Source organism: Terrabacter sp. 2TAF16, from assembly GCF_052115065.1.
Taxonomy (GTDB): Bacteria; Actinomycetota; Actinomycetes; order Actinomycetales; family Dermatophilaceae; genus Terrabacter.
The window spans coordinates 237,534-264,145 of record NZ_JBFRFZ010000006.1 but is presented as its reverse complement, the minus strand read 5'-3'; the positions used below and the strand labels follow the sequence as shown (position 1 = coordinate 264,145).

Annotated in this window: 23 protein-coding genes and 1 tRNA gene; 15 read left to right on the top strand and 9 right to left on the bottom strand. The window is 71.9% G+C overall.

Going from position 1 to position 26,612, the window contains the following annotated elements; genetic code table 11:
* Positions 1 to 165 precede the first annotated feature (165 nt).
* From AB4Z14_RS10015 to AB4Z14_RS10005, 3 genes are all read left to right on the top strand, one after another.
* A complete protein-coding gene (locus AB4Z14_RS10015; RefSeq protein ID WP_442275068.1) occupies positions 166 to 3,186 on the top strand; it encodes a UPF0182 family membrane protein in 3,021 nt (1,006 codons plus the stop codon).
* A 144-nt stretch (positions 3,187 to 3,330) separates the two neighbouring features.
* Positions 3,331 to 3,404: transfer RNA gene (locus tag AB4Z14_RS10010), tRNA-Met, on the top strand.
* A 146-nt stretch (positions 3,405 to 3,550) separates the two neighbouring features.
* Positions 3,551 to 4,057, top strand: coding sequence for a hypothetical protein (locus AB4Z14_RS10005; RefSeq protein WP_442275067.1), 507 nt, complete (start codon positions 3,551 to 3,553; stop codon positions 4,055 to 4,057).
* A 67-nt stretch (positions 4,058 to 4,124) separates the two neighbouring features.
* Here the strand turns inward: AB4Z14_RS10005 and AB4Z14_RS10000 are convergent, their stop codons facing one another.
* Positions 4,125 to 4,685 carry a DUF1990 family protein gene (locus AB4Z14_RS10000; RefSeq protein ID WP_442275066.1) on the bottom strand — a complete coding sequence of 187 codons (561 nt, stop codon included), beginning with the start codon at positions 4,683 to 4,685 and terminating at the stop codon, positions 4,125 to 4,127.
* Positions 4,686 to 4,789: 104 nt separating this feature from the next.
* Between AB4Z14_RS10000 and AB4Z14_RS09995 the strand changes: the two genes are divergently transcribed.
* From AB4Z14_RS09995 to AB4Z14_RS09980, 4 genes are all read left to right on the top strand, one after another.
* A complete protein-coding gene (locus tag AB4Z14_RS09995; protein ID WP_442275065.1) occupies positions 4,790 to 6,262 on the top strand; it encodes a 3' terminal RNA ribose 2'-O-methyltransferase Hen1 in 1,473 nt (490 codons plus the stop codon).
* Entirely contained in the window at positions 6,259 to 8,835 is a 2,577-nt protein-coding gene (locus AB4Z14_RS09990) for a polynucleotide kinase-phosphatase (RefSeq protein ID WP_442275064.1), read from the top strand. Before AB4Z14_RS09995 ends, AB4Z14_RS09990 begins: the two co-directional genes overlap by 4 nt.
* Positions 8,836 to 8,955: 120 nt before the next feature.
* Complete coding sequence (locus tag AB4Z14_RS09985; protein ID WP_442275063.1) at positions 8,956 to 9,849, top strand: hypothetical protein; 894 nt, start codon at positions 8,956 to 8,958, stop codon at positions 9,847 to 9,849.
* A gap of 120 nt (positions 9,850 to 9,969) precedes the next feature.
* Complete coding sequence (locus AB4Z14_RS09980) at positions 9,970 to 10,869, top strand: quinone oxidoreductase family protein (RefSeq protein ID WP_442275062.1); 900 nt, start codon at positions 9,970 to 9,972, stop codon at positions 10,867 to 10,869.
* An 18-nt stretch (positions 10,870 to 10,887) separates the two neighbouring features.
* Here AB4Z14_RS09980 and AB4Z14_RS09975 read toward each other — a convergent pair whose 3' ends face one another.
* Both AB4Z14_RS09975 and AB4Z14_RS09970 read right to left on the bottom strand, forming a co-directional pair.
* Positions 10,888 to 12,588, bottom strand: coding sequence for an aminotransferase class V-fold PLP-dependent enzyme (locus AB4Z14_RS09975; RefSeq protein ID WP_442275061.1), 1,701 nt, complete (start codon positions 12,586 to 12,588; stop codon positions 10,888 to 10,890).
* Between the two features lie 84 nt (positions 12,589 to 12,672).
* A complete protein-coding gene (locus AB4Z14_RS09970) occupies positions 12,673 to 13,011 on the bottom strand; it encodes a hypothetical protein (RefSeq protein ID WP_156415375.1) in 339 nt (112 codons plus the stop codon).
* Positions 13,012 to 13,165: 154 nt separating this feature from the next.
* Here AB4Z14_RS09970 and AB4Z14_RS09965 point away from each other — a divergent pair, with 154 nt between their 5' ends.
* On the top strand, positions 13,166 to 14,500 hold the full coding sequence (locus AB4Z14_RS09965) for a M16 family metallopeptidase (protein ID WP_442275060.1): 1,335 nt from the start codon (positions 13,166 to 13,168) through the stop codon (positions 14,498 to 14,500).
* On the top strand, positions 14,497 to 15,885 hold the full coding sequence (locus tag AB4Z14_RS09960) for a M16 family metallopeptidase (protein ID WP_442275059.1): 1,389 nt from the start codon (positions 14,497 to 14,499) through the stop codon (positions 15,883 to 15,885). The genes AB4Z14_RS09965 and AB4Z14_RS09960 overlap by 4 nt, the downstream gene beginning before the upstream one ends.
* A gap of 86 nt (positions 15,886 to 15,971) precedes the next feature.
* Here AB4Z14_RS09960 and AB4Z14_RS09955 read toward each other — a convergent pair whose 3' ends face one another.
* The 5 genes from AB4Z14_RS09955 to AB4Z14_RS09935 all read right to left on the bottom strand — a co-directional run bounded on the left by AB4Z14_RS09955 (position 15,972) and on the right by AB4Z14_RS09935 (position 20,513).
* Entirely contained in the window at positions 15,972 to 16,583 is a 612-nt protein-coding gene (locus tag AB4Z14_RS09955; protein WP_442275058.1) for a GNAT family N-acetyltransferase, read from the bottom strand.
* Positions 16,584 to 16,668: 85 nt separating this feature from the next.
* Positions 16,669 to 17,460: a histidinol-phosphatase gene (hisN, locus tag AB4Z14_RS09950; protein WP_056824182.1), complete on the bottom strand. Its 792-nt coding sequence runs from the start codon at positions 17,458 to 17,460 to the stop codon at positions 16,669 to 16,671.
* A gap of 65 nt (positions 17,461 to 17,525) precedes the next feature.
* The gene (gene rsgA / locus AB4Z14_RS09945) at positions 17,526 to 18,572 is read right to left on the bottom strand and encodes a ribosome small subunit-dependent GTPase A (protein WP_442275057.1); all 1,047 of its coding nucleotides are present in this window, start codon (positions 18,570 to 18,572) and stop codon (positions 17,526 to 17,528) included.
* Entirely contained in the window at positions 18,569 to 19,951 is a 1,383-nt protein-coding gene (gene aroA / locus AB4Z14_RS09940) for a 3-phosphoshikimate 1-carboxyvinyltransferase (RefSeq protein ID WP_442275056.1), read from the bottom strand. Before aroA ends, rsgA begins: the two co-directional genes overlap by 4 nt.
* A gap of 31 nt (positions 19,952 to 19,982) precedes the next feature.
* Positions 19,983 to 20,513 carry a DoxX family membrane protein gene (locus tag AB4Z14_RS09935; protein WP_442275055.1) on the bottom strand — a complete coding sequence of 177 codons (531 nt, stop codon included), beginning with the start codon at positions 20,511 to 20,513 and terminating at the stop codon, positions 19,983 to 19,985.
* A 192-nt stretch (positions 20,514 to 20,705) separates the two neighbouring features.
* On the opposite strand from AB4Z14_RS09935, the gene AB4Z14_RS09930 reads away from it, so the two are divergent.
* From AB4Z14_RS09930 to rsrA, 4 genes are read left to right on the top strand one after another with little or no spacing between them, the layout of a single operon-like run.
* A complete protein-coding gene (locus AB4Z14_RS09930) occupies positions 20,706 to 21,560 on the top strand; it encodes an SOS response-associated peptidase (protein WP_442275377.1) in 855 nt (284 codons plus the stop codon).
* Entirely contained in the window at positions 21,557 to 22,198 is a 642-nt protein-coding gene (locus AB4Z14_RS09925; RefSeq protein ID WP_442275054.1) for an alpha/beta hydrolase family protein, read from the top strand. The genes AB4Z14_RS09930 and AB4Z14_RS09925 overlap by 4 nt, the downstream gene beginning before the upstream one ends.
* A 17-nt stretch (positions 22,199 to 22,215) precedes the next feature.
* A complete protein-coding gene (locus AB4Z14_RS09920) occupies positions 22,216 to 23,094 on the top strand; it encodes a sigma-70 family RNA polymerase sigma factor (protein WP_442275053.1) in 879 nt (292 codons plus the stop codon).
* Positions 23,091 to 23,390: a mycothiol system anti-sigma-R factor gene (gene rsrA / locus AB4Z14_RS09915; protein WP_056770661.1), complete on the top strand. Its 300-nt coding sequence runs from the start codon at positions 23,091 to 23,093 to the stop codon at positions 23,388 to 23,390. Before AB4Z14_RS09920 ends, rsrA begins: the two co-directional genes overlap by 4 nt.
* Positions 23,391 to 23,479: 89 nt before the next feature.
* Here the strand turns inward: rsrA and AB4Z14_RS09910 are convergent, their stop codons facing one another.
* A complete protein-coding gene (locus AB4Z14_RS09910; RefSeq protein WP_369791897.1) occupies positions 23,480 to 23,554 on the bottom strand; it encodes a 50S ribosomal protein bL37 in 75 nt (24 codons plus the stop codon).
* Positions 23,555 to 24,003: 449 nt separating this feature from the next.
* On the opposite strand from AB4Z14_RS09910, the gene AB4Z14_RS09905 reads away from it, so the two are divergent.
* Positions 24,004 to 25,314 carry an HD-GYP domain-containing protein gene (locus AB4Z14_RS09905; protein WP_442275052.1) on the top strand — a complete coding sequence of 437 codons (1,311 nt, stop codon included), beginning with the start codon at positions 24,004 to 24,006 and terminating at the stop codon, positions 25,312 to 25,314.
* Positions 25,311 to 26,603, top strand: coding sequence for an HD-GYP domain-containing protein (locus AB4Z14_RS09900; protein ID WP_442275051.1), 1,293 nt, complete (start codon positions 25,311 to 25,313; stop codon positions 26,601 to 26,603). Before AB4Z14_RS09905 ends, AB4Z14_RS09900 begins: the two co-directional genes overlap by 4 nt.
* The last annotated feature ends 9 nt before the right edge of the window (positions 26,604 to 26,612 follow it).

Sequence of the window (26,612 nt, the reverse complement as noted above, 5' to 3'; positions counted from 1 at the left end):
CCGCACGCATACGCCCTCGACGCTCGGGGTCTCGCGCCGGTCACGTTGCGGTATCGCGCAGCGGGTGCCGCACGAGCGCGGGTTATGGTTGCCGCAGGCGGCCTCAGGAGGCTGCCCACGGGTCCGCCCGACCACCTGCCCGCCCCAGCACCCAAGGCACTCCACGTGAGCGACAGCAACTTCGGCCCCCCGCCGGGCAACTTCAACGACGACGACTCGGGCTCGCCCCGACGTCCCGACGCGGCCACGCTGCCGCCCACCCGACGCCCGCTCGTCACGTCCCTCGTCGTGGCGGCCGCGCTGCTCGTGGTCATCGCCATCGCGGCGCAGTTCTGGACCGAGGTGCTGTGGTACCAGTCGGTCGGCTTCGCGGGGGTCTTCAGCACCCAGATCGTCACGAAGATCCTGCTGGGTCTCGTCGGTGGGCTGCTGACAGCAGCGATGGTGTGGTCGAGCATCCACTTCGCCTTCCGCAACCGTCCGATCTACGCCCCGTCGCCCGACACGCAGGCCATGGAGCACTACCGCCAGCTCGTCGAGCCGATGCGTCGCACCGCGACGATCGCGGCACCGCTCGCGGTCGGCCTCTTCGCCGGTCTGTCGGCAGCGACGCAGTGGGACACCTTCCTGCTGTGGCGCAACGGCAGCCCGTTCGGCACCACCGACCCCGAGTTCAGCCTCGACATCGGCTTCTTCGTCTTCGACCTGCCGTGGATCAACTTCGTCGTCGCGTTCCTGACGATGATCCTCGTCATCGGCTTCATCACGGCCGCCTTCACGCACTACCTCTACGGCGGCATCGTCGCCGGCAACAAGATGCGCTCGACCCAGGCCGCCCGCGTGCACCTGTCGGTCATCGCGGCCGCCCTCGTGCTCGTGCGCGCCGTCGCCTTCTGGGTCGACCGCTACAACCTCGCGACCGCGCAGTCGACGAAGATCACCGGCATCCAGTACACCGAGTCGCACGCGATCATCCCGACGAAAGGCATCCTCGCGCTGGCCGCCGTCATGTGCGCGATCATGTTCCTCACGACGATCTGGACGCGCTCGTGGCGCCTGCCGCTCGTCGGCGTCGCCGTGCTGGCGGTCATCGTCGTCGCGGTCGGTGGCATCTACCCGGCCCTCGTGCAGTCGCTCAAGGTGCGTCCGTCGGAGAAGTCTCTCGAGGTCCCGTACATCCAGCGCAACATCAACGCGACCCGGGCGGCCTACGGCTTCAGTGAGATCAACGTCGACTCGTACGACACGAAGACCGTCGCGGCGCCCGGCCAGCTGCGTGGCGACGCGGCCACGGTGCCGGGCATCCGACTCATCGACCCCAACGTCGTGGGCCCCACGTTCAAGCAGCTCGAGGCGAGCAAGGGCTACTACCAGTTCGCCGACGTGCTCGACGTCGACCGCTACCAGATCGAGGGCAAGTCCCAGGACACCGTCATCGCAGCCCGCGAGCTCGACCTCAGCGGCGTGCCCGACGGCCAGCGCAACTGGCTCAACGACCACACCGTCTACACCCACGGCTACGGCGTCGTCGCGGCCAAGGGCAACACGCGGGAACCCGACGGTCGTCCGACCTTCATCGAGTCGCAGATCGGCACCGAGGGTGCGCTCGGGAAGTACGAGCCGCGCATCTACTTCGGTGAGAACTCGCCGGAGTACTCCATCGTCGGCGGCAACAAGCAGGAGTTCGACTACCCGGACCCCCAGGGCACCGGGCAGATCAACTACACGTACGCCGGCGTGGGTGGCGTGCAGCTCGACGCCGTCCGGCGCCTCGCGTATGCCGTGAAGTACCGCGAGATCAACTTCCTCCTCTCCGACGCGGTGACCAACGACTCGCGCGTCCTCGACCACCGAACGCCGCGTGAGCGCGTGCAGCGGGTCGCGCCGTGGCTGACGCTCGACGGCAACGCCTACCCCGCGGTCGTCGACGGTCGGGTCCAGTGGATCCTCGACGGCTACACGACGTCGGCGAACTACCCGTACTCCCAGACGACGACGCTCGACACGGCGACCGAGGACGCCGTGACGAGCACCCGCAACTCGGTGCGTGCCGTGCAGGCCGGCCAGGTCAACTACGTCCGCAACTCCGTCAAGGCGACGGTGGACGCCTACGACGGCACGGTGACGCTCTACCAGTGGGACGAGCAGGACCCGGTGCTCAAGGCGTGGATGTCGATCTTCCCGGGCACGGTCAAGCCGCTCAGCGACATCAAGGGCTCGCTCATGGCGCACCTGCGCTACCCGGAGGACCTCTTCAAGGTGCAGCGCACGCTGCTGGAGAAGTACCACGACCAGGACGCAGCGTCGTTCTACGGCGGCCAGAACTTCTGGCGCGTGCCCGACGACCCGACGCAGCCCGCCGACAACCTGCTCCAGCCGCCGTACTACCTCTCGCTCGCGATGCCCGACCAGTCGAGCCCGGCGTTCTCGCTGACCTCGACCTTCATGCCGACCGGTGACCGCAACGTGCTCTCGGGCTTCCTCGCCGTGGACGGCGACGCGGGCAGCCAGGACGGCAAGAAGTCGTCGGCCTACGGCAAGATGCGCCTTCTCGAGACGACGGGTGGGTCGGTCAACGGCCCCGGTCAGGTCTACAACGACATGCGGACCTCGACCGTCACCTCCAACGACGCGTCGCTCGGTCGCCAGCTGACCCTGGCGCAGTTCATCTCGACGACCTCGTCGACCGGGGCCAGCGTCATCTTCGGCAACCAGCTGACCCTGCCGGTCGGTGGGGGACTGCTCTACGTCCAGCCGATCTACGTCCAGGCCCGATCGAGCGGCTCGGGTACCTACCCGCGCCTCTCGGCCGTGGCGGTCGCCTTCGGCGACAAGATCGCCTGGGCCGGCTCGCTCGATGCGGCTCTCAACGACCTCTTCGGTGGTTCGTCGGGTGCGCAGGCCGGTGACACCGGCACGACTCCGACTCCCACCCCGACTCCGACACCCACGCCGGGCAGCACGGCGACGCCGACGCCGACGCCGTCGACCGCGACGCCCGGGAGCCCGGACGCGGCGGCGCTGTCGAAGGCGCTCAAGGACGCCCAGGCGGCGTACGTCGAGGGCGAGGCTGCTCTCAAGCGGGGTGACTTCGCCGCCTACGGTCAGGCGCAGGCCAAGCTCAAGGAGGCGCTGACGCGCGCGGTCGAGGCCTCACCGCGGTCGGCGCCGACCGCGACACCCTGACCGACCGATCTCGATCACGACCTGTGGCAGCACGCGAATCGCGTGCTGCCACAGGTCGTTCCGGCGTCGACCACGGTGGATCTGAGCACGACCGGACCCCGATTTGGTCCTGCGCGAGGTTTCGCGTAACGTTGCTCTTGCCGACGCGGGGTGGAGCAGCTCGGTAGCTCGCCGGGCTCATAACCCGGAGGTCGCAGGTTCAAATCCTGCCCCCGCTACTGATCGCGTCAGCGACACGAAGGGCCCCAGAGTGATCTGGGGCCCTTCGTCGTTCCCCGGCGAGCCACTGGCGCAACGACCTGCCGTCGCGGCAGGCTGGGCTCGAGGCGCCGCGTCCGGTGGCGCACGCTGAGGGGAGCCGGCCGTGGTGGAGGAGACAGCCCGGGAGCGGGCCACGCGGCTCATCGCCCGGGGCAACCCGGCCGGACTGCTCTACGGGGCCATCATCACCGGCGCTGTCATGAGCGCGACCGCGAACCACGCGCCGTCGACGGGGCGCGTCGTCCTCGCGGCGGTCTTCGTCCTCGTCGTCTATTGGCTCGCCGACGTCTACGTGCGCGCCTTCTCCGACCAGTTCACGCACGTCGGGTCGCCGTTGCCACGGCGGATGGTGGCCGCCGTACGCCACGAGTCGCGCGTGCTCATGGGCGGTGTACCGGCGATCGTGGTCGTCCTCGTCGCCTCCCTGCTCGGGGCCGATACCGCGCTCGCGGTCAACCTCGCCCTGTGGCTCACCGTCATCGAGCTCGGGGCGGTCGGCTATCTCGGGGCTCGCGCCGCGGGCTCGAGCCCGCGCAGGGCCGTCCGGGAGTCGCTCGCAGCGGCCCTGCTCGGCGTCGTCATGGTCGTCTCCAAGACGTTCCTGCACTGAGCGTCGCCCCGGGCCGTCGCCCTCGGCCGTCGCCGGGCCAGCACGTCGCCCCAGCCAGCCTCGAGGTTCAGGACGTCCGAACGAGAGACCCCAGGGACCTCAGGTAGCGGCCCGCGACGAGACGCTGCGCCCGGCGCCCGACGGGGCCGCTGAGGCGCGCCAGGGCGCCGTCCGGGCGTGAGAACGCGCGCACCGTGAAGGTGACCGCGCCGTCCTCCCCGAGCGACACGACGAACGACTCCTCGCCCGCCTCCGGGTGTCCGGGGAGCGTGCCGTAGGCGAAACCGCGACGCCGCGGTCCCTCGACGACGTCGACGACGCGTACGGGTGCCCGGAGGGACAGCGGCCCGGGGCCGAGGCGCAGGTCGGCGACGACGGCGGGCAGCACGAGCGGGCTCGAGGCGACCACGCGCACGCCGGCGCCGCGCTGGACGGCCCACCCGAGCAGCGCCTCCGTCGCACGGTCGAGGGCGTCCGGGCCGTGACCGACGACGGCGCGCCGTCGCAGGTGCCCGTAACCCGCCGGGAGGGGGCCCTTGCGCAGGCTCGCACCCACCTCCGGATAGGTCAGCGGCGCCAGCGCCAGCTCGGCGAGGCGGTCGCCGGCGAGAAGAAGGGGCCCGTCCATGCGCCCAGCATGCCCGATCGTCGCGGTCGTGCGACCAGGACGGCTCATCCACAGGAGGTCCGCGCGTCGCCCGGCATCCCGCTCGTGGCGTGCACAATGAGCCCGTGCTGCTGACCATCACGACGACGGCGACGGGGACCACGGTCGCGAGCGACCTCGGCTACCTGCTGCACAAGCACCCGGACCGTGTGCAGTCCTTCGAGCTGCCGGTCGGCACGGCACACGTCTTCTACCCCGAGTCGGACGAGCGGCGGTGCACCGCAGCGTTGCTGCTCGAGGTCGACCCCGTCGGCATCGTCCGGGGCAAACGTTTCGGCGGCGACGGATTCGCGCTCGCCCAGTACGTCAACGACCGTCCGTATGCCGCGTCGTCGATGCTCGCGGTGGCGCTCGGCAAGGTGTGGGGCACGGCGCTCAAGGGACGCTGCCCGGCCCGACCGGACCTCGAGGGCGCCGCCCTCCCGCTCACCGTCGCCGTGCCGGCGCTGCCCTGCTCGGGCGGCGTGGACCTCGTCCGGCGGCTCTTCGCGCCCCTCGGCTGGCAGGTCCGGGCCGACGCCGTCGCCCTCGACCCCGAGGTGCCGCGGTGGGGCGACTCGCGCTACGCCGACGTGACGCTGACGGGCACCATGCCGCTCGCCGACGCCCTGAGCCACCTCTACGTGCTCCTGCCGGTGCTCGACGGCGCGAAGCACTACTGGGTCAGCACCGACGAGGTCGACAAGCTCGTCCGGAACGCCGGCGCGTGGCTGGGCAGCCACCCGGAGCGCGACCTCGTCACCCGTCGCTACCTCAAGCACCAGCGCGAGTTCGTCGCGGAGGCCACCGAGCGCCTCGACGCGCTCGACGACGTCGCCGCCGAGTCGCTGCAGCCCGAGCCGACCACCGGCGGTGACGGTGACGATGTCGAGCCGGCGACCCCGCTCGTCCGACTCCGGTCCGCCGCCGTCCTCGCCGCCCTGCGCGACACGGCCTCGCACCGCGTCGTCGACCTCGGCTGCGGCGAGGGCGCGCTGCTGCGCGAGCTGCTGGCCGACCCCGCGTTCACCGAGGTCGTCGGCGTCGACGTCGCGCCCGGTGCCCTCGAACGTGCCGAGCGGCGCCTCGCGCTGGAGCGGATGCCCGACAGCGTCCGTGCGCGCCTGACGCTGCGCCAGTCGTCGGCCACCTACCGCGACCGCGCGCTCGAGGGCTTCGACGCCGTCGTCCTCATGGAGGTGGTCGAGCACCTCGACCCCGATCGGCTGCCGGCCCTCGAGCGCAGCGTCTTCGGCCACGCACGCCCGGCGGCGGTCGTCGTGACCACGCCGAACGCCGAGTTCAACGTGCGCTACGAGCGTCTCGCGGCCGGCGCGATGCGACACCCCGACCACCGGTTCGAGTGGACCCGGGCCGAGTTCGGGCGGTGGGCCTGGGCCGTCGCCGAGACCCACGGGTACGCCGTCGAGCTGCGTCCCGTGGGCGAGGTGGACCCGGAGGTCGGGTCACCCACCCAGCTCGCGCTCTTCCGCCGCGTGGACCTCCCTCCGGACTCCGCGGCCGACGCCGACCTGACGAGCGAAGGTGGTGCGGCATGACGACGATCGCGATCCCGGAGCTCGCCCTCGTCGCCCTCGTCGGGGCGTCCGGGTCGGGCAAGTCGACGTTCGCGGCACAGCACTTCGGCCGCTTCGAGGTCATCTCGAGCGACTTCTGCCGCGGGCTCGTGTCCGACGACGAGAACGACCAGGCGGCCTCGAAGGACGCCTTCGACGTGCTCGCCTACATCGCCGGCAAGAGACTCGCCGCCGGACGGCTCACGGTCGTCGACGCGACCAACGTCTCGAAGGACGCTCGGCGCCAGCTCGTCGAGCTCGCCAAGGCGCACGACGTGCTGCCCGTCGCCGTCGTCCTCGACGTGCCGGTGGCCGTCGCCGTCGAGCGCAACCGCGAGCGGCCCGACCGCGACTTCGGCGCCCACGTCGTCAGACGGCACCACGACCAGCTCCGTCGGTCACTCAAAGGCCTTGGGAGAGAAGGCTTCCGCAAGGTCCACGTGCTGAACGGCGTCGACGAGATCGCTTCGGTCGAGGTCATCCGCGAGCGACTGCTCAACGACCGTCGCGACGAGCACGGCCCGTTCGACGTCATCGGCGACGTGCACGGCTGCCGGGTCGAGCTGGAGCAGCTGCTCGACCGGCTCGGCTACGCGATGGTCCGCGACGACGGGGGGCGAGCCATCGACGCCGAGCACCCCGAGGGCCGCCGTGCCGTGTTCGTCGGCGACCTCGTCGACCGGGGTCCCGACACCCCGGGGGTGCTGCGCCTCGCCATGGGCATGACGGCGGCGGGGCACGCCCTCGCGGTCCCGGGCAACCACGAGCACAAGCTCGTCCGCGCGCTCGACGGCGCCCGCGTCCAGGTGAGCCACGGGCTCGAGACGACGCTCGCCCAGCTCGAGCAGGAGCCCGCCGAGTTCCGCGCGGCCGTGCGTGACTGGTGCTACGGCCTGGTGTCGCACCTCGTGCTCGACGACGGCCGGCTCGTGGTCGCCCACGCGGGGCTCAAGGAGGCCTACCACGGACGGGCCTCGGGGCGGGTCCGGTCGTTCGCCCTCTACGGCGACACGACGGGGGAGACCGACGAGTTCGGGCTGCCCGTCCGCTACCCGTGGGCGCGCGACTACCGCGGCCGGGCGATGGTCCTCTACGGCCACACGCCGACTCCCGACCCCGAGTGGGTCAACAACACGATGTGCCTCGACACCGGGTGCGCCTTCGGCGGTCACCTCACGGCACTGCGCTACCCGGAGAAGGAGGTCGTGCAGGTCACCGCCGAGCAGGTCTGGTACGCACCGTCCAAGCCGTTCCCGGTCGCCGGCGGGGGCACCGGAGCCGCGGGCGACGCCCGCGCCGGTCAGGCCCGTGGCGACGACGACCTCGACCTCACGGACGTCCTCGGGCGCCGCGTCGTCGAGACGGGCCACCACGGGCGCATCTCGATCCGCGGCGAGAACGCCGCCGGCGCTCTCGAGGTGATGAGCCGCTTCGCCGTGCACCCGCGCTGGCTCGGCTACCTGCCGCCGACCATGGCGCCGGTTGCGACGTCGCGGCGCCCCGACCTGCTCGAGCACCCCGACGAGGCCTTCGCCGCCTACGCCGAGGCCGGTGTGGGTGAGGTCGTGTGCGAGGAGAAGCACATGGGCTCGCGAGCCGTCGTGCTCGTGTGCCGCGACGCCGCCACGGCAGCCCGGCGCTTCGGGGCCCGGTCGGGCGAGACCGGGGTCGTGCACACCCGCACGGGTCGGTCGTTCCTCGACGGCCCGCTCACCGAGTCCCTCCTCGCGCGGGTGCGGACGGCCGTGGGGGAGGCCGGGCTCTGGGACGAGCTCGGGACCGACTGGCTCCTGCTCGACGCCGAGCTCCTGCCGTGGTCGCTCAAGGCCGAGGCGCTGCTGCGCGAGCAGTACGCGTCCGTCGGCGCGGCGGCACGCGCCGCGCTGCCCGCCGCCGTCGACGTGCTCGAGCGGGCTGCCGGCCGCGGTCTCGACGTCGCCGCCCTGCTCGGTCGCACCACGGCGCGGCGGGCCAACGCCGAGGCGTTCACGGCGGCATACCGCCGGTACTGCTGGGACGTCGACGGTCTCGAGGGCGTGCGGCTCGCGCCCTTCCAGCTGCTCGCGGGCGAGGGCAGCACGTGGCACGACCGCGGGCACCGGTGGCACCTCGACCGCATCGACCGCCTCGTCGACGCCGACCCGACGACCTTCCGCACGACGCGCCGTCTCGTCGTCGACACCGCCGACCCGTCGTCGGTCGCGGCCGGGGTGCGGTGGTGGGAGGACCTCACCGCCTCGGGTGGCGAGGGCATGGTCGTCAAGCCGGCTGCCGGCATGCTGCGCACCCGCGCGGGTCTCGTTCAGCCGGGCCTCAAGGTGCGCGGCCGGGAGTACCTCCGCATCATCTACGGACCCGACTACACGGTGCCGCACCACCTCGAGCGGCTCCGGGAACGCAACCTCGGGCACAAGCGGTCCCTCGCCCTGCGCGAGTACGCGCTCGGGCTCGAGTCCCTGGAGCGACTGGCCCGGGGCGAGCCGCTGTGGCGCGTCCACGAGCCCGTCTTCGCCGTGCTCGCCCTCGAGTCGGAACCGGTCGACCCCCGTCTCTGACGCATTCCCCCGCCACGCCGGGCACACGTCCGTGACATTCGCTGTCTCGGGGTCCGGCGCGCAGGAGGTGCGTCATGACAACGAGCACGCGTCAGACAGCCGTGCGTCGGGCGGTCCCACGTGGCTCGGGACAGGGGCCGCCCCGGGGTGCGCGCCCGGCTCTCCGCCGCGGCTGCGATGCTCGTGCTCATGCTCATGGTCGGGTCGGTGGTGCTGTCGGCGCAGTCGTCGACCGCAGCCACGACATCGGGCCGCGCGATGTGGGTGTGGTCGTGGACCGACGCGGGGGCCGTGGTCCAGCTCGCCCAGTCGCGTGGCATCGGGACGCTCTTCGTGGGCGTGCCGCCCGACCTCGCGACGAGCCCCGCGCTGCCGACGGTGCGCGCCCTCGTGACCCGGGCCAGGGCGGCTGGACTGCGCGTCGATGCGCTCGGCGGCGACCCCGGCTGGGTCGACGACGCTCCGTGGGCCGTTGACCACTGGGTCAGGCCCACCATCGCGACGGGCCTGTTCACCGGCCTCCACGTCGACGTCGAGCCGTGGACGACGCCGGCCTGGACCACACGGCAGTCGACGACCGTGTCGAGGTACCTCACCCTGCTCGACCTTCTCGTGGCCGCCAGTGGTGGCCGCCCCCTCGAGGCGGACATCCCCTTCTGGTTCGGCCACGTCACAGCCGGCAGGAAGTCGACCCTCGACACGGAGACGATGCGTCGCGTCTCGGCGGTGACGATCATGGCCTACCGCAACACGGCCGCCGGCCCCGACGGCACCCTCGCCATCGCCGCCGGCGAGCTCAGGACCGCAGCGGCGCTCGGCAGGCCCATCCGGATCGGCCAGGAGACGAACGACCTCGGGGCCGACCCCGCCGAGGTCAAGCAGACCTTCTACGGCCAGACCCTGACACGGATGAACGACCAGCTCGCCCAGGTCGACTCGGGTGCCTCGGCCTACGCGACGTACGCCGGCGTCGCGGTCCACGACGCGACGGGGTATGCCGCGATGGCGCCGTGACGGCGGACAACGCTGCGAGGGTGCGGTGACCAGGGACCGGACGCGGCGGCATACGCGAGCGGTCCACGTCGTTGTCCGGGTGACGTCGCCCGTCGGGCGGCCCGGGCAGCAGGAGGCACCATGAAGGCCATCGTCATCGACCGGTTCGGCGGACCCGAGGAGCTGCACGAGGCGCAGCGGCCCGACCCGCAGCCGGCCCCCGGTCAGGTCCGGGTCCGGGTCGAGGCGGTCGGGGTCAACCCCGCCGACGGCAAGGCCCGCAGCGGCCTCATGGCCCCGCCCGACACGACGTTCCCGCTCGTGCTCGGTCTCGAGGCGGCCGGTGTCGTCGACGCGCTGGGGGACGGCGTCACCGACGTCGCCGTGGGCGACCGGGTCGTCGGGTTCGCGGAGGGCGGTGCCTACGCCGAGCTCGCCGTGCTGAGCACGTATGCCGTCCTGCCCGACGCGCTCGACGCCACCGTCGCCGTGTCGCTGCCCGTCGCGGGCGAGACGTCCCGACGCGTCCTGCGCCTCCTGGGCGTGCAGCCCGGCGAGACGCTGCTCGTGCACGGGGCCAGCGGGGTGGTCGGCGAGGTCGCGACCCAGCTCGCCGTCGCGGGCGGTGCCACCGTCATCGGCACGGCCTCGGCCGCCAACCAGGAGCGTGTCGCGGCCCTCGGCGCCACGCCGACGACGTACGGCGACGGCTGGCTCGACCGCGTGCGCGCCCTGGCGCCGAACGGGGTGGACGCCGTGCTCGACGCGAGCGGCGCCGGTGTGCTCGACCAGTCGGTCGAGCTCCTCGGCAGCCCCGACCGGCTCGTCACGATCGCCGACCCGGCCGCCTTCACCACGGGCGTCACCTTCAGCGGCACGTCCCAGCGTTCGGCGGAGGAGCTCGCCGACCTCGTGGCCCAGCGGGCGTCCGGTGCCGTCACGACGACCATCTCGCGCGTGTTGCCGCTCGCCGAGGCGTCCGAGGCGCAGGCGCTGAGCGACAGCGGTCGCGCCGGCGGCAAGCTCGTGCTCGTCCCCTGACCTCGGGCGCCCTCCGCCTCAGCGAGAGAGGCTGCGGACGGGCAGCTCGAACCACCTGAGGTGGTCGAAGTCGACGTTGACGTGCGCCTCGTCGCACCGCTCCGGCGTCGCGGCGGCGAGGACCGCACGCGCGTCGGCGAGGTGTCCGGCGAGTGCGTCCTCGCCAGCCCTCTCGAGCTGCGCGGGGTAGGTCAGGTGGCCCTGCTCGAAGCTCACCTGGTGCAGCCGCAGCGGGGGTTCGACAGGCCCGTCCTGGTGGCGCCAGAGCCCTGTCGCTGGCTCGAAGTCGTAGTCGCCGAGCAGTCGCCAGCCGTCGCGGGCCACGAGGCGGACGGCCTCGATGACGTAGTCGGCGACGACGTCGGAGATGAAGTAGTTGAAGTTGACCCGCACCCAGCCCGGCTTGATGCCCTCGCAGCCGCGCCCGATCTCGCGCTCGAACTCGTGCGAGCGCTCGAGGTCGATGCCCAGGAGATAGTGGCCGTAGGGCCCCGCGCACGAGCAGCCGCCGCGGGCCTGGATGCCGAAGAGGTCGTTGAGCACGGCGACGACGAAGTTGTGGTGGAGGTAGCGCTCGCCCTGCGCGTGGACGACGAACGACACGATCGACAGGCGCTCGGCCTCGAGGTTGCCGAGGATCTCGATGGCGGGCTCGTCGCGCCAGGCCGTGACCGCGCGCTGGAGGAAGTGGTCCTCGCGGGCGCGGATGGTCTCCACGCCGACGGCCTCCTTGAGCTTGAAGACGAGCCCGGCGCGGATGGCCTCGATGATGGCGGGTGTGCCGCCCTCCTCCCGGTGCGCGGGGTCGGTGAGGTAGTCGTGGGCGTCGGGGTTGACGTAGGCGACGGTCCCGCCCCCGGGCACGTCCGGCACCCGGTTGGTCATGAGGTCGCGGCGCACGACGAGGACGCCGGGCGTGCTCGGGCCGCCGATGAACTTGTGCGGGCTGAGGAAGATGGCGTCCTTGTATGCCATCGGGTCGGCGACGCCCCGGCCGCCCCGGCCGTACATCTCGATGTCGACGTACGGCGCGGCCGCGGCGTAGTCCCAGAACGCGAGCGCGCCGTGCGCGTGGAGCAGGGAGGAGATCGCGTCGGTGTCGGTGACGATGCCGGTGACGTTGCTCGCGGCAGAGAACGAGCCGATGAGCAGGGGCCGGTCGGCGTGCTCGACGAGACGCTCGCGGAGCACCTCGATGTCGACGTGCCCGTCGAGGTCCTGTGGGATGACGATGACGTCGGCGACGCACTCGCGCCACATCACCTCGTTGGAGTGGTGCTCGTAGGGCCCGATGAAGATGACCGGCCGCTGGTCGGCGGGCACGAGATCGCTGGCGTGCCAACGGTCCTCGAAGTTCGACGGGATGCGCAGGCCGAGGATGCCGACGAGCCTGTCGATGGCCCCGGTGCAGCCCGAACCGGCGAAGACGACGACCGTCTCGTCGTCACCACCCACGGCGTCGCGGATGGTGCGCCGGGCGTCCTCGCGCAGTCGCGTCGTCTGCAGCCCGGTACCCGAGCTCTCGGTGTGGGTGTTGGCGTAGCGGGGGAGCACCTCGTCGCGGATGAAGTCCTCGATGAAGGTCAGGCCGCGGCCCGACGCGGTGTAGTCCGCGTAGGTGACGCGGCGCGGGCCGTAGGGGCCGTGCATCACCTGGTCGTCGCCGATGACGCTCGCGCGGATCGTGGTCAGCAGGTCGTTCTCCGGGGCTCCAGCCATGACCCAAGCATACCGCATGGTGATGCTAGCCGAGAAGAGCATAACTATTAGTTATCTGAGATGGCGAGTGTGGCGAGGGTGCGGTTATGTGAGCGGCACGACGCACACGACCGTCCCGGTGCCGCCCTGCGACACGGCACTCGTGAACGCGCGCGTCGAGCCGTGATCGGCGCAGATGCGGCGGACCGAGGAGTCGTCGGTGAACGCTTCTCGCTGCACGAAGACGACCCTGCCCAGAGCGGACGGGTCCGAGCAGTCGACGGCCCGCACGTCTCGGGCCGGGTCCGCAGTGACGCACTGGCCCGTTGAGATGTCTTGGGCGGCATCGTCGGAGGTCACGGCGCGGAAGACCAGAAAGGCCAGGACCGCAAGCAGCAACGGGCCGAAGCGCCGGAGGCTCGAGGCGTGTGCAGGCTTCGGCATGGAGCCGTCCTGTGGCGAGTCGGTCAACGTGAGGACTCCAGTCGTGGCGGGGTGGTGGCGGCGGGAGGTGCCTCCGCATTCTGCACGCACTCGACGCCCAGGTGTTGCGTTCACGACTCGTCACCTCCCGCGCTCCGTCGCATAGGGTCGATCCGTGACAGCGATCTCCTACCCGCTCGCGGAGCACACGCTCGCCAACGGCCTGCGCGTCATCGTCAGCGAGGACCACACGGTGCCCAACGTCGCGGTGAACCTGTGGGTCGGCGTCGGCTCCCGCCACGAGACCCCCGGACGCACCGGCTTCGCTCACCTCTTCGAGCACCTGATGTTCCAGGGCAGCCGCGCCGTCGCGTCGGGCGAGCACTTCTCGGCCCTCATGGACGAGGGTGCGCGGCTCAACGCCACGACGTGGTTCGACCGCACGAACTACTTCGAGACGGTGCCGACCGGTGCACTCGAGCTCGCGCTGTGGCTCGAGGCCGATCGGCACGGCCACCTCCTCGACGCCGTGACGCAGGAGAACCTCGACAACCAGCGCGACGTCGTCAAGGAGGAGAAGCGCCAGCGCTACGACAACGTGCCCTACGGCTCGGCGCTCATCGACATCTACGCGACCGCGTTCCCCGAGGACCACCCCTACCACCACCCGACGATCGGGTCGATGGAAGACCTCGACGCCGCGACGCTCGAGGACGTCCGCGCCTTCTTCCGCGCGCACTACGGGCCCAACAACACCGTCCTGACCCTCGTCGGCGACGTGACCCCGGAGGAGGGCTTCGCCGCTGCCGAGACGTACTTCGGCGGCCTCCCGGCCATCGAGCTGCACCCGCGGGAGCGGCACGCGCAGCTGCCACCGCTCTCCGAGCCGGTCCGGCTCGACCGCGTCGGTGACGTCCCCAACGACCGGATCTACGTCTCCTTCCGGCTCCCCGTCGACACGACTCCCGACTACCTCGCCTGCCAGGTCGCCGTCGACGTGCTCGGCGGCCTGGCGAGCTCTCGGCTCGTGCGCCGTCTCGTCCGCACCGACGAGACCGCCGTGGCCGTGGGTGGCTGGACGATGGGACTCGTCGACGGCGTCGGCCTCGGCACCATCACCGTGGACGTGTCCGCAGGCGCCGACGTCGAGAAGGTCGAGGCCGCGGTGTGCGAGGAGATCCGCCGCTTCATCGAGGAGGGGCCGGATGACGCCGAGCTCGAGTCGGTCATCGCCGACACCGAACGCTCGTGGCTGAGCGCGCTCGCGAGCATCGAGGAGCGCGCCGACCACATCAGCCACCACGCGCTGCTCACGGGCGACCCGGCATACGTCAACACCTTCGTCGAGCGCATCCGCGCGGTGACCGCAGAGCAGGCCCGCGCCGCCGCGGCGGCGTGGCTCGACCCCGCGTCGCGGGCGGTCGTGCGCTACCTCGCCGACACGAGCAAGGACGCCGACCAGCACGACGACACCGACCGCACCGACAAGGACTCGGAGGAGGCCGCATGACCGCCGTCGCCCGCCCCGTCGTCGCGCCGCCCGAGCCGTGGGACTTCCCCGAGGGCAGCGCCCACGACCTGCCCAACGGCCTGCGCCTGCTCACCTACGACGTCCCCGGCCAGTACGTCGTCTCGGTGCGCCTCGGCCTGCCCGTGTCGCTCCGGGACGAGCCGCGCGAGCGCGAGGGCGTGGCCTCGATCATGTCCCGCACCCTCGACGAGGGCACCGCAGAGCACACGGCCGAGGAGTTCGCCCGGCTGCTCGAGCGCAAGGGTGTCAGCTTCGGGGCGGGGATGGCGGACGCCGGTCTCTCCCTCGACCTCGACGTCGTCAAGGGCAACCTCGAGCCCGCGCTCGACCTGCTCCGTCAGATCCTCACCGAGCCGGCCTTCCCGCAGACCGAGGTCGCCCGCCAGGTGCGCACCCGTCTCGCCGAGATCGAGCAGGAGCGCTCGGTCGCCGCGCACCGCGCCGGGCTCGAGTTCGTCCGCACGTTCTACGCCTCCGACGACCGCTCGTCCAGGCCCACGGGCGGCACGCGCGAGACCGTCTCGTCGATCACGCGAGACGACGTCGTGGACTTCCATGCGGAGCACGTCGTCGCCGCCGGCGGCACGGTGGTCGTCGCCGGGGACCTCGACGGGCTCGACGTGCCGGCCCTCGTCGAGGCCGCCCTCGGTGGGTGGGCCCACGGTCCGCGGGACCGGGAGCGCTACCTCCAGCACGCCGCCGCCCTCGCGCCCGACCGCGGTCGCATCGTCCTCGTGTCCCGCCCGGGCTCGGTGCAGACCGAGTTCGTCATCGGCGCGCCTGGACCCGACCGCTCCGTCGAGGGTGGCTGGGCGCCCTACCCCGTGCTCGGCTTCGTCCTGGGAGGCTCTCCGAACGCTCGCATCGACGCCGTCCTGCGCGAGGAGAAGGGCTACACCTACGGCATCCGGTCGAGCTTCCGCCCGCGGCGTCGCGGCGGTGTGTTCCTCACGTCCGGCTCCGTGCGCGCCGACTCGACCGCGGAATCACTGAGGCTCCTCGTCGAGATCCTCGAGAGCGGCCGGGACGGGTTCAGCGACAAGGAGATCCGCTCCGGTGTCGACTTCATCTCCAAGACTGCGCCGGGTCGCTACGCCACCGCTGACTCCATCGCCGACGAGGCGGTGGGCATGGCTCTCGACGGTCGCACCACCGCGTTCACGACCGACAACCTCCGCGACCTCGCGACCGTCGACCGCAGCCGGGTCGAGGCGGCCTACGCCCGCTTCGCCGAAGGAGCCGGCATCGGCAGTGGCGAACCCGGAGCCGGGTGGACGATCGTCGTCGTCGGAGACGCCGCAGCCCACCTGCCAGCCATCGAGGCCCTCGGCCTCGGCGACGTCACCGTAGTCACCGACGCCTGACCCCGAAACGACCTCGCGTTCGAGGTGATGCCGACCCCCGGGTGCGTCTCGGCATCACCTCGAACCGGGGAGTGTGTGTCGGCTGTTTAGAGCGGGCGCTCCATGACGTAGTCGTCCTCGTAGACACCGCCGACGAGGAAGCGCTTGGTGCCGACTCGGTCGAAGCCGCTCTTGCCGTAGAAGCGCTGGGCGCGCTCGTTCTGCTGGTTGACGCCCAGCCACACGCCGGCGGCGCCGGAGTCGCGTGCCCAGTCCAGGGATCGGCTCATGAGCAGCGCCGCAGCGCCCGTGCCATGAGCCTGCGGCAGGACGTAGATCTTGGACAGCTCGACGGTCGGGCGGAGCCGGATCGCGGCGCTGACGTCCTCGTCCTGTGGGTCGCCGGCGACGAGCATCGCGTACCCCAGTGCGGTCCCGTCGCGCTCGGCCAGGAGGACGTGGCGGTGGGCGTCGGTGACGTAGTCGGTGAAGCGGGCGGGGGAGAGGACCTCCTCGACGAACGCCTCGACACGGTCACGCGTCATCGACGGCGGACACGCGAGCACGAACGTCGCTGCGGCGACCTCGGCCAGCGCTGGCACGTCAGCCTCGCGGGCAGGGCGGACCGATGCGACGGGGACCGCCGGGGCGGGTACGGAGGAGTCGGCGGGGTCGGCGGAGTCGGCGGGGTCGGCGGGGTCGGCGGAGTCGGTGCTCATGCCGAAAGGCTATGCCGGACAGCGCAGCCCGCCCAGAGCACCCCGCCCAGAGCACCCCGCCCAGTGCATCCCGACCAGGGCGGCCTCAGGCAGGCGTGGTGCCGATGCGCGAGAGCACCTCGTCGTGCAGCAGGCCGTTGGTCGCGAGCGCGTTGCCGCTCCAGCAGCCGTCCTTGCCGTCGAGTCCGGTGAACCGCCCACCGGCCTCCTGCACGATCGCGACGAGCGCGGCCATGTCGTGGACGGCGAGCTCGGGCTCGGCCGCGATGTCGGCGGCACCCTCGGCCACGAGCATGTAGGACCAGAAGTCGCCGTAGGCACGGGTCCGCCAGCAGTCGTCCATGAGGTCGAGGAAGTCGTCACGCCGGCCGCGCACCCGCCAGCCGGCGAGCGAGGAGTACGACAGCGACGCGTCACCGAGCCGTCCGACCTGGGACACCGAGATGCGCTTGGCCGACGACAGGGAGCGGCCGCTCCAAGCGCCTGAGCCGGTCGCGGCCCACCAGCGACGCTGCAGGGCCGGCGCGGCGACGAGGCCCAGCACCGGGACGTTGTCGACGACGAGGCCGATGAGCGTGGCCCACACGGGCACGCCGCGGACGAAGTTCTTCGTGCCGTCGATGGGGTCGATGATCCACCGCCGCGGACCGTGCCCGGTCGTGTCGAACTCCTCGCCCTCGACGGCGTCACGCGGTCGGGTGCGCTTGAGCTGCAGCCGGACGAGCTCCTCGGCGGCCCGGTCGGCGTCGGTGACGGGCGTGAGGTCCGGCTTGCTCTCGACGACGAGGTCGGCGGCACGGAAGCGTGCCATCGTCACCCTCTCGACGGCATCCGCGAGGACATGGGCCAGACGAAGGTCGTCGTCGTAGGAGGTCACCGGCTCAACCTAGCGGGATCGGTCCGAGCAGGGGCGATGAGCCCGACGACGAAGGTCGCTGCGGCTCAGTGCTCCTCGGTCGTGCTCCGGCTGCTGAGCAGGCGACGCAGCGACTCGAGACGTGACGCGCCGGCCGGTCCGGCGTGACCGTCGGCCACCCAGGCGTCGAGCGCGCACTCCTCCTCGTCGTGCGTGCAGCCGCGGGGGCAGTTGTCGGTGCCCTCGGCGAGGTCGGGGAAGTGGTCGATGATGTGGTCGACGTCGATGTGGGCGAGTCCGAACGACCGGATGCCCGGCGTGTCGATGACCCAGCCGTCGTCGGAGCCGTCGGCACCGTGCAGCCGCAGTGCCACGGCGTTCGTCGAGGTGTGGCGCCCGCGGCCGGTCGTGTCGTTGACGACGCCGGTGGCGCGCAGGGCGCCGGGGACGAGGCCGTTGACGAGAGTGCTCTTGCCGACGCCGGAGTGCCCGACGAGGACGGAGACCTTGCCGGAGAGCCTGGCGCGGAGGTCCTCGAGGCCGGAGAAGTCGCCGTCCTTCCACGACGTCACGACGTGCTCGACCTCGAGCGGCGTGTAGTGCGCGAGGAAGTCGCTCGGGTCGACGAGATCGGCCTTCGTCAGCGCCAGCAGCGGCTCGAGGTCCGCGTCGTAGGCCGCGACGAGGCAGCGGTCGACCATGCGCGGCCGCGGCTCGGGGTCGGCCAGGGCCGTCACGATGACGAGCTGGTCGGCGTTGGCCACGATGATCCGCTCGTAGGGGTCCGTGTCGTCGGCCGTGCGTCGCAGCACCGACCGACGCTCCTCGATGCGCACGATGCGGGCGAGCGCGTCCGGACCGCCTGCCAGGTCGCCGACGAGCGCGACGTCGTCACCGACGACGACCCTCGTGCGGCCGATCTCACGGGCCTTCATGGCCGTGACGACGCGCTCGGGCTCCTTCTTGCCGAGCGAACCCATGGGGATGAGGCACGTGTAGCGGCCACGGTCGACGCCGATGACCATGGCGACGACGGCGTCCGCGTGGGCGGGCCGCTCCTTCGTGCGGGGCCGGGACCCCTTGCGACTGGGGCGGACCCGGATGTCTCCCTCGTCGAGGTCCCGCCAGCTCATCGAGTGAGCACCACCGGGCGTGAGCCGTCGAGCATGCCCTGCCACAGCCCGACGAAGTCGGGCAGCGTCTTGCGGGTCGTGTCGATGTCCTCGACGTGCACGCCGGGCACGCGCAGTCCGATGATCGCGCCTGCGGTGGCCATGCGATGGTCGTGGTAGGTGCGGAACCGGCCACCGTGCAAGGGTGCCGGCGAGATGCGCAGCCCGTCGTCGGTCTCGGTGACGTGCGACCCGACCCGACCGAGCTCTGCCGTGAGGGCCGCGAGACGGTCGGTCTCGTGGCCGCGGATGTGGGCCACGCCCCGGATCCACGTCGGCGTCGACGCGAGCGCCGCGAGTGCAGCCACCGTCGGGGTCAGCTCCGCGGCGTCGTGCAGGTCGATGTCGATGCCGACGAGCTCACCGCTGCCGACGACCGTGAGTCCCGAGCGGTCGAGGCGCACGTCGGCGCCCATGGTGTCGAGGATCTCGCGGAGGAGGTCGCCGGCCTGGGTCGTGTGCTGGGGCCATCCGGGCACCCGCACCGTCCCGCCGACGACGAGCGCCGCCGCGACGAAGGGCCCGGCGTTGGACAGGTCCGGCTCGACCGACACGTCGAGGGCGTTGATCTCCGAAGGCTCGACACGCCAGGTGTCGGGCTCGCTGTCGTCGACGATCGCGCCCGCGTCGCGCAGCGTCTCGACCGTCATGAGAATGTGCGGCTCGCTGGGCACCGGCTTGCCGTCGTGGTGCACCGTGACGCCCTCGTCGTAGCGTGCCCCGGCGAGGAGCAACGCCGAGATGAACTGCGACGAGGCCGACGCGTCCATCGTCACCGACCCGCCCGGCACCCGTCCGCGCCCGTGGACCGTGACCGGCAGGTGCCCCTCGTGGTCGTCGACCTCGACCCCGAGCGCGCGCAGCGCATCGGTGACCGGCCCCATCGGGCGCACCCGCGCCTGGGGGTCGCCGTCGAGCCGGACCGGTCCGTCGGCGAGCGCCGCCACGGCGGGCAGGAAGCGCATCACGGTGCCCGCCAGGCCGCAGTCGACCGTCACGTCACCGCTCAGCGTCTCGGGCGGCGTCACCACCCAGTCGAGCACGCTGTCGACCGCACCGACCCCACCGCTGCCGGACTCACCTTCCGGCTGGACGTCGTCGATGCGTACGCCCAGGGCGCGCAGCGCGTCGGCCATGAGGAGCGTGTCACGCGAGCGCAGGGGCGCCCGCAGCCGTGAACGGTCGCTGGCCAGTGCGGCGAGCACGAGGTAGCGGTTGGTCAGGGACTTGCTGCCCGGCAGGACGACCGTGGCATCGAGCGGTCCGGGCGCGAGCGGCGCCGCCCAGTCGGGCTCCTCGGTCAGAGTGGCGCCGTCGGTGGCGCCGTCCCTCACGGGCATGGGGTGGGGCGATGGATCAGCGGGACTCAACTCAGCTCACGACGTCCTGGGCTCGATGGGCGAGCAGGCGCGCCTCACGCTTGGCGGCCCGCTGGGCGTGACGGGCCTCGCGGCGCGTCGTCTTCGTGGCGTGCTGGGCGCGCCAGGCCAGGCCCGGCTTGCCCTCGGTGTCGACGGCGGCGAGGAGCAGGCCGCCGAGCAGACCGACGTTCTTGAGGAAGAGGCTGCGGCTCTGCGCCTTGCGGGTGGGGTCGGTCTCCTCCCAGAAGGCGTGCTCGATCGCCGTCGTCGGCACGACCGAGGCGGCGAGCACCGTCGAGGCGAGCCGCGGCATCCGACCGGTGGCGAGCAGGAGCCCCCCGCCGAGCAGGGCGGCGCCGTTGACCCGGACGAAGAGGTCGGGGTCCTTCGCGGCGACCTCGGCCCCCGGCACCTGGCCCGGCACCTTCTGGAGCAGGTGGGCGGCCTGGCCGGTGCGCGCAGCCGGGTGGCGGAGCGCCTCCACGCCGGCGGCGACGAAGACGGATGCGAGCAGCGGGCGGGCGAGACGACGGACGATCATGCGTTTTCCTCCTCTGGCCGCGACCCGTTCGAACGCGTCGTGACCATCGTGGACCTGTGGGCACCTACGGTATCGACATACCCGGGGCGCAGGACGTGCCGCCCACGCCGGCCCTCGGGGTCGTCGCGGTCGTGACGGACGGGTATGCCGTCACGATCCATGTCGTCGGCCACCCGGCATACGCTGTGGCGCATGTGCGGGAGGTATGCCGCGAGCGCGCGGCCCGACGAGCTCATCGAGGCCTTCGACGTCGACGAGGACCACACCGACGAGCCCGCGCGCAGCGTGCTCAAGAACCCCCAGAGCCCGCCGGCCGGCGAGCCCGACTGGAACATGGCCCCGTCCAAGCAGGCGCCGGTCGTCCTGACCCGGAGGCCGCGCGGCACCGGAGGCACCGACGGCGCAGACGAGGAGGCCGTCCCCGCCCGGCAGCTCCGGATGCTCACGTGGGGTCTGGTGCCGGCGTGGTCCAAGGACGTCTCGACGGGTCTGCGCATGACCAACGCGCGCGCGGAGTCGGTGCTCGGCAAGGGTGCCTTCGCCAAGGCCGCCCTCTCGCGCCGCTGCCTCGTGCCGGCCGACGGGTGGTACGAGTGGCAGGTCTCGCCGACCGCGGTCGACGCCAAGGGCAAGCCGCGCAAGCAGCCCTTCTTCATCCACCGCGCCGACGGCGGCCCCGTCGCCTTCGCCGGGCTCTACGAGTTCTGGCGCGACCGCGAGCTGCCCGAGGGCGACCCGGCGGCGTGGTTGACGACCTTCACGATCATCACGACCGCCGCCGACCCCGGCATGGACCGCATCCACGACCGCCAGCCCCTCGTCCTCGAGCCCGCCCAGTGGGAGCACTGGCTCGATCCCGACGAGAAGGACCCGGGCTACGTCCAGGGCGTCCTCGAGTTCGCCGCGCCCGGACGCTTCGAGGCGCACCCGGTCAGCCGTGCGGTGGGTGCGACGCGCAACAACGGTCCCGCCCTCGTCGAGCCCGTCCCCGAGTCCGAGCTCGAGGGTGTCGTAGACCCGATGACCGGTGAGGTGGTCGGCGCGTGAGCGCACCGGCCCGTGAGGCGGTTCGCGAGATCGAGACGCCCGGCGGGCCCGGACGCGCCCACATCCAGCGACCCGCACGCCCACGCGGCACCGTCGTCCTCGGCCACGGCGCCGGGGGAGGGCTCGGAGCGATCGACCTCGCGATCGCCCGCGAGGTGCTCGTCGGCGCGGGCTGGGCGGTCGTGCTCGTCGAGCAGCCGTGGCTCGTGGCCGGTCGCAAGGTGGCCGGTCGCCCGCCCACGCTCGACGTCGCCTGGGTGCCGATCGTCGAGGCGCTCATGACCGGCCGGGGCCGCCTGCCGCGCCCCCTCGTCGTCGGCGGCCGCAGTGCGGGCGCGCGCGTGGCGTGCCGCACGGCCGGACCGCTCGAGGCCGATGCCGGCCTCCTGCTCAGCTTCCCCCTCCACCTGCCGGGTCAGCCGGAGAAGCTGCGCGCCCACGAGCTCGCGCTCGCGCCAGAGCCGTCATGGGTGGTTCAGGGCACCCACGACACGTTCGGCACGCCCGACGAGGTGCGCGCGCACCTGCCGGTGGGCACGACGCTCGTCGAGGTCCCCGGCGCGCACAGCTTCCCGAAGGGCTCGCGCAGCGCCCTCACCGAGGCCCTTGGCACGATCGCGGGAATGCTGCCCGGCTAGGTGTCGTTGCACGGAGCATGGTCACCTGCCCCACCCGTGAGCCCGAGAGCGTCGCGACCGTGCCGACCGAGCACGGTCTGCTGACGCAGCCCACCGGTCTAGGCTGGGAGGCGATGGCAAAGGACAAGAAGACCGATCCGAGCGCTGCCCTGCGGCTGACGGACCCGAGCACCGACACGAGCGCGACGACCCGCGGGTCGGCGACTGCACCGTCCGCCGACCCCGACGACCTCGCGCGCGCCGACGCGACCGTCGACGTCGCGAGCGAGAGCGAGCACGATCGTCGAGCGCGCTTCGAGCGCGAGGCGATGCCCCTGCTCGACCAGCTCTACAGCGCTGCTCTGCGCACGACGCGCAACCCGAGCGACGCCGAGGACCTCGTGCAGGAGACGTTCGCCAAGGCGTACGCCGCGTTCCACCAGTACAAGCCGGGCACGAACCTCAAGGCGTGGATGTACCGCATCCTCACCAACACGTACATCAACAGCTACCGCAAGAAGCAGCGCCAGCCCCTCGAGTCCGACTCGGCCGAGATCGAGGACTACCAGCTGGCGCGGGCCGAGTCGCACACGTCGGTCGGCCTCCGGTCCGCCGAGGCCGAGGCGCTCGACCACCTCCCCGACAGCGACGTCAAGCGCGCCCTGCAGGCGATCCCCGAGGAGTTCCGCCTCGCGGTCTACTTCGCCGACGTCGAGGGCTACGCCTACAAGGAGATCGCCGAGATCATGGACACCCCCATCGGCACCGTCATGAGCCGCCTGCACCGCGGCCGCCGTCAGCTGCGCGAGCTCCTCTCGGAGTATGCCGCCGACCGCGGTTTCGCTGCGGCCGGCACCTCCGAGGGTGCCGCGATGGGTGCGGGGATCGCTGCTGGCACGGAAGGAAGCCGGTCATGAACGACCACACGACGGGTGGACAGGGTGCGTCGGACAGCGCGATGACGCGCACCGACTGCTCCGAGGCGTTGCTGAGGGTCTACGAGTACCTCGACGGCGAGCTGGGCCCCGACGAGTGCGCCAAGATCCAGGCGCACCTCGACGAGTGCGGGCCGTGCCTCAAGGAGTACGACCTCGACACGACCCTCAAGTCCCTCATCAAGCGTTCGTGCGAGTGCGAGCAGGCGCCGGAGGCGCTGCGCCTGACCATCATGTCGCGCATCTCGATGACCATGATCCAGGTCGACCGCGGCTGATCAGCGGCCCACGACGTCACGTCGGGTCCCACGGAGACGACGAAGGCCCGCCCCGAGCTGCTCGGGTGCGGGCCTCTGACGTCTGCGGCTCAGGCGTTGGGCTTGCGGCCGTGGTTGGCGGCGTTGCCCTTGCGGGAGCGGCGCTTGCGGGCGCGCTTGCTCATCGTCGGCTCCTAATGGGTCGTACAGTGGTCTCGGGCCCCGGTGCGGGACACGAAGACCTGATTCTTCCACATCCTGCGCGAGTGGCCAATTTGGTCGCAGGGATGCCCTGCAAACCTTAAAATCTTCGTATAGATCCGGCATGGATACGCCGGATCTGCTTCCGTGCGCCCGCGCGCGCAAGGCATCCTGAGCATCGAGGGAAACCTCTGTTGTTCTGTGCTGCCGCAGCAACGCCCCTCCATGGCGCACGCATCCGGAACATCCACTTATGAAGGAGCCCCCACATGTTCGCTGCCCTCCTGTCGGCACTTGCGTCCAACGACTACGCCACGCGCGCGCTCATCTCGCTCAGCAGCATCTGGGGATGGGGCGGCTGAGCCGAAGAACCGGTGAACGGCGTCACGGACGCAGTGCGTCCGTGGCGCCGTTTCGCACTACCGTGAACGATGTGAGCACGGTCCCCATCGCGAGCAGTCGATCGCAGTGGTTGCCCGCCTACCTTGCCCTCGTCGTCGCGACTTCCGTCGCGACCGGAGTGGCGTCCTGGATGTTCCTGCCGCGGCCCGAACTGGGGCCCCTGCTGCTTCTCTGCCTGATGGGCATCCTCAGCTTCCAGATCCGCGAGCCCGACGTCGGTCTGCGCATCAGCTTCTCCTTCCTCTCGATCATCCTGCTGGCCTCCGCCGCGATCGTGGGCGCGTTCGGGGCCTGGCTCGTGGGCAGCGTCTCGATGCTCATCGACCGGCGACAGCGCAGATGGACTGCAACGATGTTCAACGCCGCCATGAGCGGGTTCGTCGGCGCGGCCGGAGCGATGGTCTACGCCATGCTCGGTGGCGTCGAGGGGAGCGGGACGGTCGGTCTGAGCACCGTCGCGCTCGCCCGGGACCTCGGGTGGCCGTTGTTCGCCGCCGACGTCGTGGCGTGCCTCCTCAACGCTGCCCTTCTGTCCGGTGTCATCCACTTCGACCAGGGCATCCCCTTCGGCGTCCAGGTGCGACGCGTGCTCAGCGGGTCCGGAGTCGCCTTCGTGGGCTACGGCATCATCGGGCTGCTCTTCGTCATCCTCTGGTACCCCGCGGGGCTGGGCGCCTTCAGCGCCCTCCTCGTGCTCGCCCCGCTGCTCGCCGCCCGCTGGGCCTTCATCCAGTACGGCGAGGAGCTCCGCTCGCACGAGCGGACCATCGACACGCTGGTCACCGCGCTCGGCACCAAGGAGCCCGCCGCCGTGGACCGGAGCCGGCGCGCCGCCGTGCTCGCCGAGTGGATCGCCGAGGAGCTCGGCCTGACACCGGGCCAGATCGGCACGGTGCGGTATGCCGCGACGCTCCACGAGATCGGCCACCTGGGGGTGGCCACCCGGTTGCTGCGCCGGTCCCCGGCCTCGCTGAGCCCCACCGAGCGGCGGGTCATCGACGGCCACTGCGTCGTCGGCGCCCGGATGATCGAGGGCATCGATTTCCTCGAGGACGCCCGGTCCGGCATCCGCCACCAGCACGAGCGCTTCGACGGGACCGGCCGACCCGACGGACGCGCGGGCCAGGACATCCCCATCGCCGCGCGCATCGTCGCCGTCACGACCGCGATCGACGACGTCATCCGGGAACCCGGTGCCGCCCCGGTCGTCTCGATCGCCGAGGTTGCGAGGCGACTGCGTGGCGACCCCGGTCGCTTCGACCCGGACGTCGTCGCGGCCGCCGTCATCGCGCTGGACAAGCACGGCTGGCCGGCCGGCTCGCCGGCGCCGGTGGCCTCGTGAAGGGCGCCCTGAGGCGGGAGCCCCTGGCCGGGATCTTCGGCGTCCTGGGGCTGCTCGTGACCGTCGTCGTCGCGGTCCAGAGCGGCGACGTGCCCGCGCTGCACGACTCCGCGACGATCTGGGTCGTCGTCGCCTTCGCCGTCATGATCGTGCTCGGCGAGTGGTTCCACATCTCGGCGCCGGGCTTCAGGGGAGCGGCCCCCATCGCGCTGGCGGCCGCCTTCGGACTCGCCCTGACGACCGACCTGCCAGGCAAGGTCCACCTGCCGTACGGCGCGCCCTTCGCCCTCGCGGTGACGGCTACGGCCATGGCGCTCGGGACCACGGTGCGCGTCGCGGCGCGTCGAGACACGAGCCTCGTCGACACGGCCGGACGGTTCGTCGCCATCGTCGTCGCCACGCTCGTCTTCCGTGTCGCGGTGCTCGGACAGGCGCCGGGGTCACCGGCCCGCCAGACGCTCGGCACGCCTGAGCAGCGTGCCGCGCTGCTGCTCGGGATCTGCCTGCTGGCCCTCGTCACGGATGCCCTGTTCACCTCCCTGCTCCGTGGGCTGTCGGCCGGCGCGAACGTGCGTCGGACGTTCATCGAGGAGTTCCGCTCGTCGTTCGCGCTGTCGATCGCGGTCGCGGTCACCGGCGTCCTGATCGCGCTCGCCGCCCCGCCCCTCGGCATCGTGGCACTGCCACTCTTCCTCATCCCGCTCGTCCTGACGCTCTTCGCGTTCCGGCGCTACGTCAGCATCCGCGCCACCTACCTCCAGAGCATCCGGACGCTCTCGCGACTCACCGACGCCGCGGGCTACACCCCGTCCGGGCACTCCGAGCGCGTGGCGGCCCTGTCGGTCCAGGTCGGCCGCGAGCTGGGCCTGTCGGAGCGCGAGCTGCTCGACCTCGAGTACGCCGCGCTGCTCCACGACATCGGACAGGTGGCTCTCGTCGAGCCGATCCCCGGTGGCGCCACCGTCCTCGCGGCGCCGGCCGACCAGCGGCGCATCGAGGCCGACACCGTCGCCATCGTCCGAGAGACCGGCGTCTTCGAGGGGGTCGCGCGGATCCTCGAGCACCAGACGACGCCCTACCGCCAGGTGCGCGAGCTCGGCGAGGAGATCCCCCTGACGAGCCGCATCGTCAAGGTCGTCAACGCCTACGAGGACCTCACGGCCGGCGCCCGCAGCGCTCGGGCGCGCGAGGCGGCCATCGAACGCATCTACCTCGGCCTCGGCTACGAGTACGACCCGCGCGTCGTCGACGCCCTCCTGAAGTCCCTCGGCTCCTCGGCCCACGCCTGAGACAGGGGT

What these genes read in the sequence shown, in the direction of transcription:
- AB4Z14_RS09955 (WP_442275058.1), bottom strand. Translation starts at nt 16,583, where the DNA reads ATGAGCACCGACTCCGCCGACCCCGCCGACCCCGCCGACTCCGCCGAC.
- AB4Z14_RS09970 (WP_156415375.1), bottom strand. Translation starts at nt 13,011, where the DNA reads ATGCCGAAGCCTGCACACGCCTCGAGCCTCCGGCGCTTCGGCCCGTTG.
- AB4Z14_RS09975 (WP_442275061.1), bottom strand. Translation starts at nt 12,588, where the DNA reads ATGGCTGGAGCCCCGGAGAACGACCTGCTGACCACGATCCGCGCGAGC.
- aroA (WP_442275056.1), bottom strand. Translation starts at nt 19,951, where the DNA reads ATGCCCGTGAGGGACGGCGCCACCGACGGCGCCACTCTGACCGAGGAG.
- rsgA (WP_442275057.1), bottom strand. Translation starts at nt 18,572, where the DNA reads ATGAGCTGGCGGGACCTCGACGAGGGAGACATCCGGGTCCGCCCCAGT.
- AB4Z14_RS09935 (WP_442275055.1), bottom strand. Translation starts at nt 20,513, where the DNA reads ATGATCGTCCGTCGTCTCGCCCGCCCGCTGCTCGCATCCGTCTTCGTC.
- AB4Z14_RS09960 (WP_442275059.1), top strand. Translation starts at nt 14,497, where the DNA reads ATGACCGCCGTCGCCCGCCCCGTCGTCGCGCCGCCCGAGCCGTGGGAC.
- AB4Z14_RS09980 (WP_442275062.1), top strand. Translation starts at nt 9,970, where the DNA reads ATGAAGGCCATCGTCATCGACCGGTTCGGCGGACCCGAGGAGCTGCAC.
- AB4Z14_RS09990 (WP_442275064.1), top strand. Translation starts at nt 6,259, where the DNA reads ATGACGACGATCGCGATCCCGGAGCTCGCCCTCGTCGCCCTCGTCGGG.
- AB4Z14_RS09930 (WP_442275377.1), top strand. Translation starts at nt 20,706, where the DNA reads ATGTGCGGGAGGTATGCCGCGAGCGCGCGGCCCGACGAGCTCATCGAG.
- rsrA (WP_056770661.1), top strand. Translation starts at nt 23,091, where the DNA reads ATGAACGACCACACGACGGGTGGACAGGGTGCGTCGGACAGCGCGATG.
- AB4Z14_RS09920 (WP_442275053.1), top strand. Translation starts at nt 22,216, where the DNA reads ATGGTCACCTGCCCCACCCGTGAGCCCGAGAGCGTCGCGACCGTGCCG.
- AB4Z14_RS10000 (WP_442275066.1), bottom strand. Translation starts at nt 4,685, where the DNA reads ATGGACGGGCCCCTTCTTCTCGCCGGCGACCGCCTCGCCGAGCTGGCG.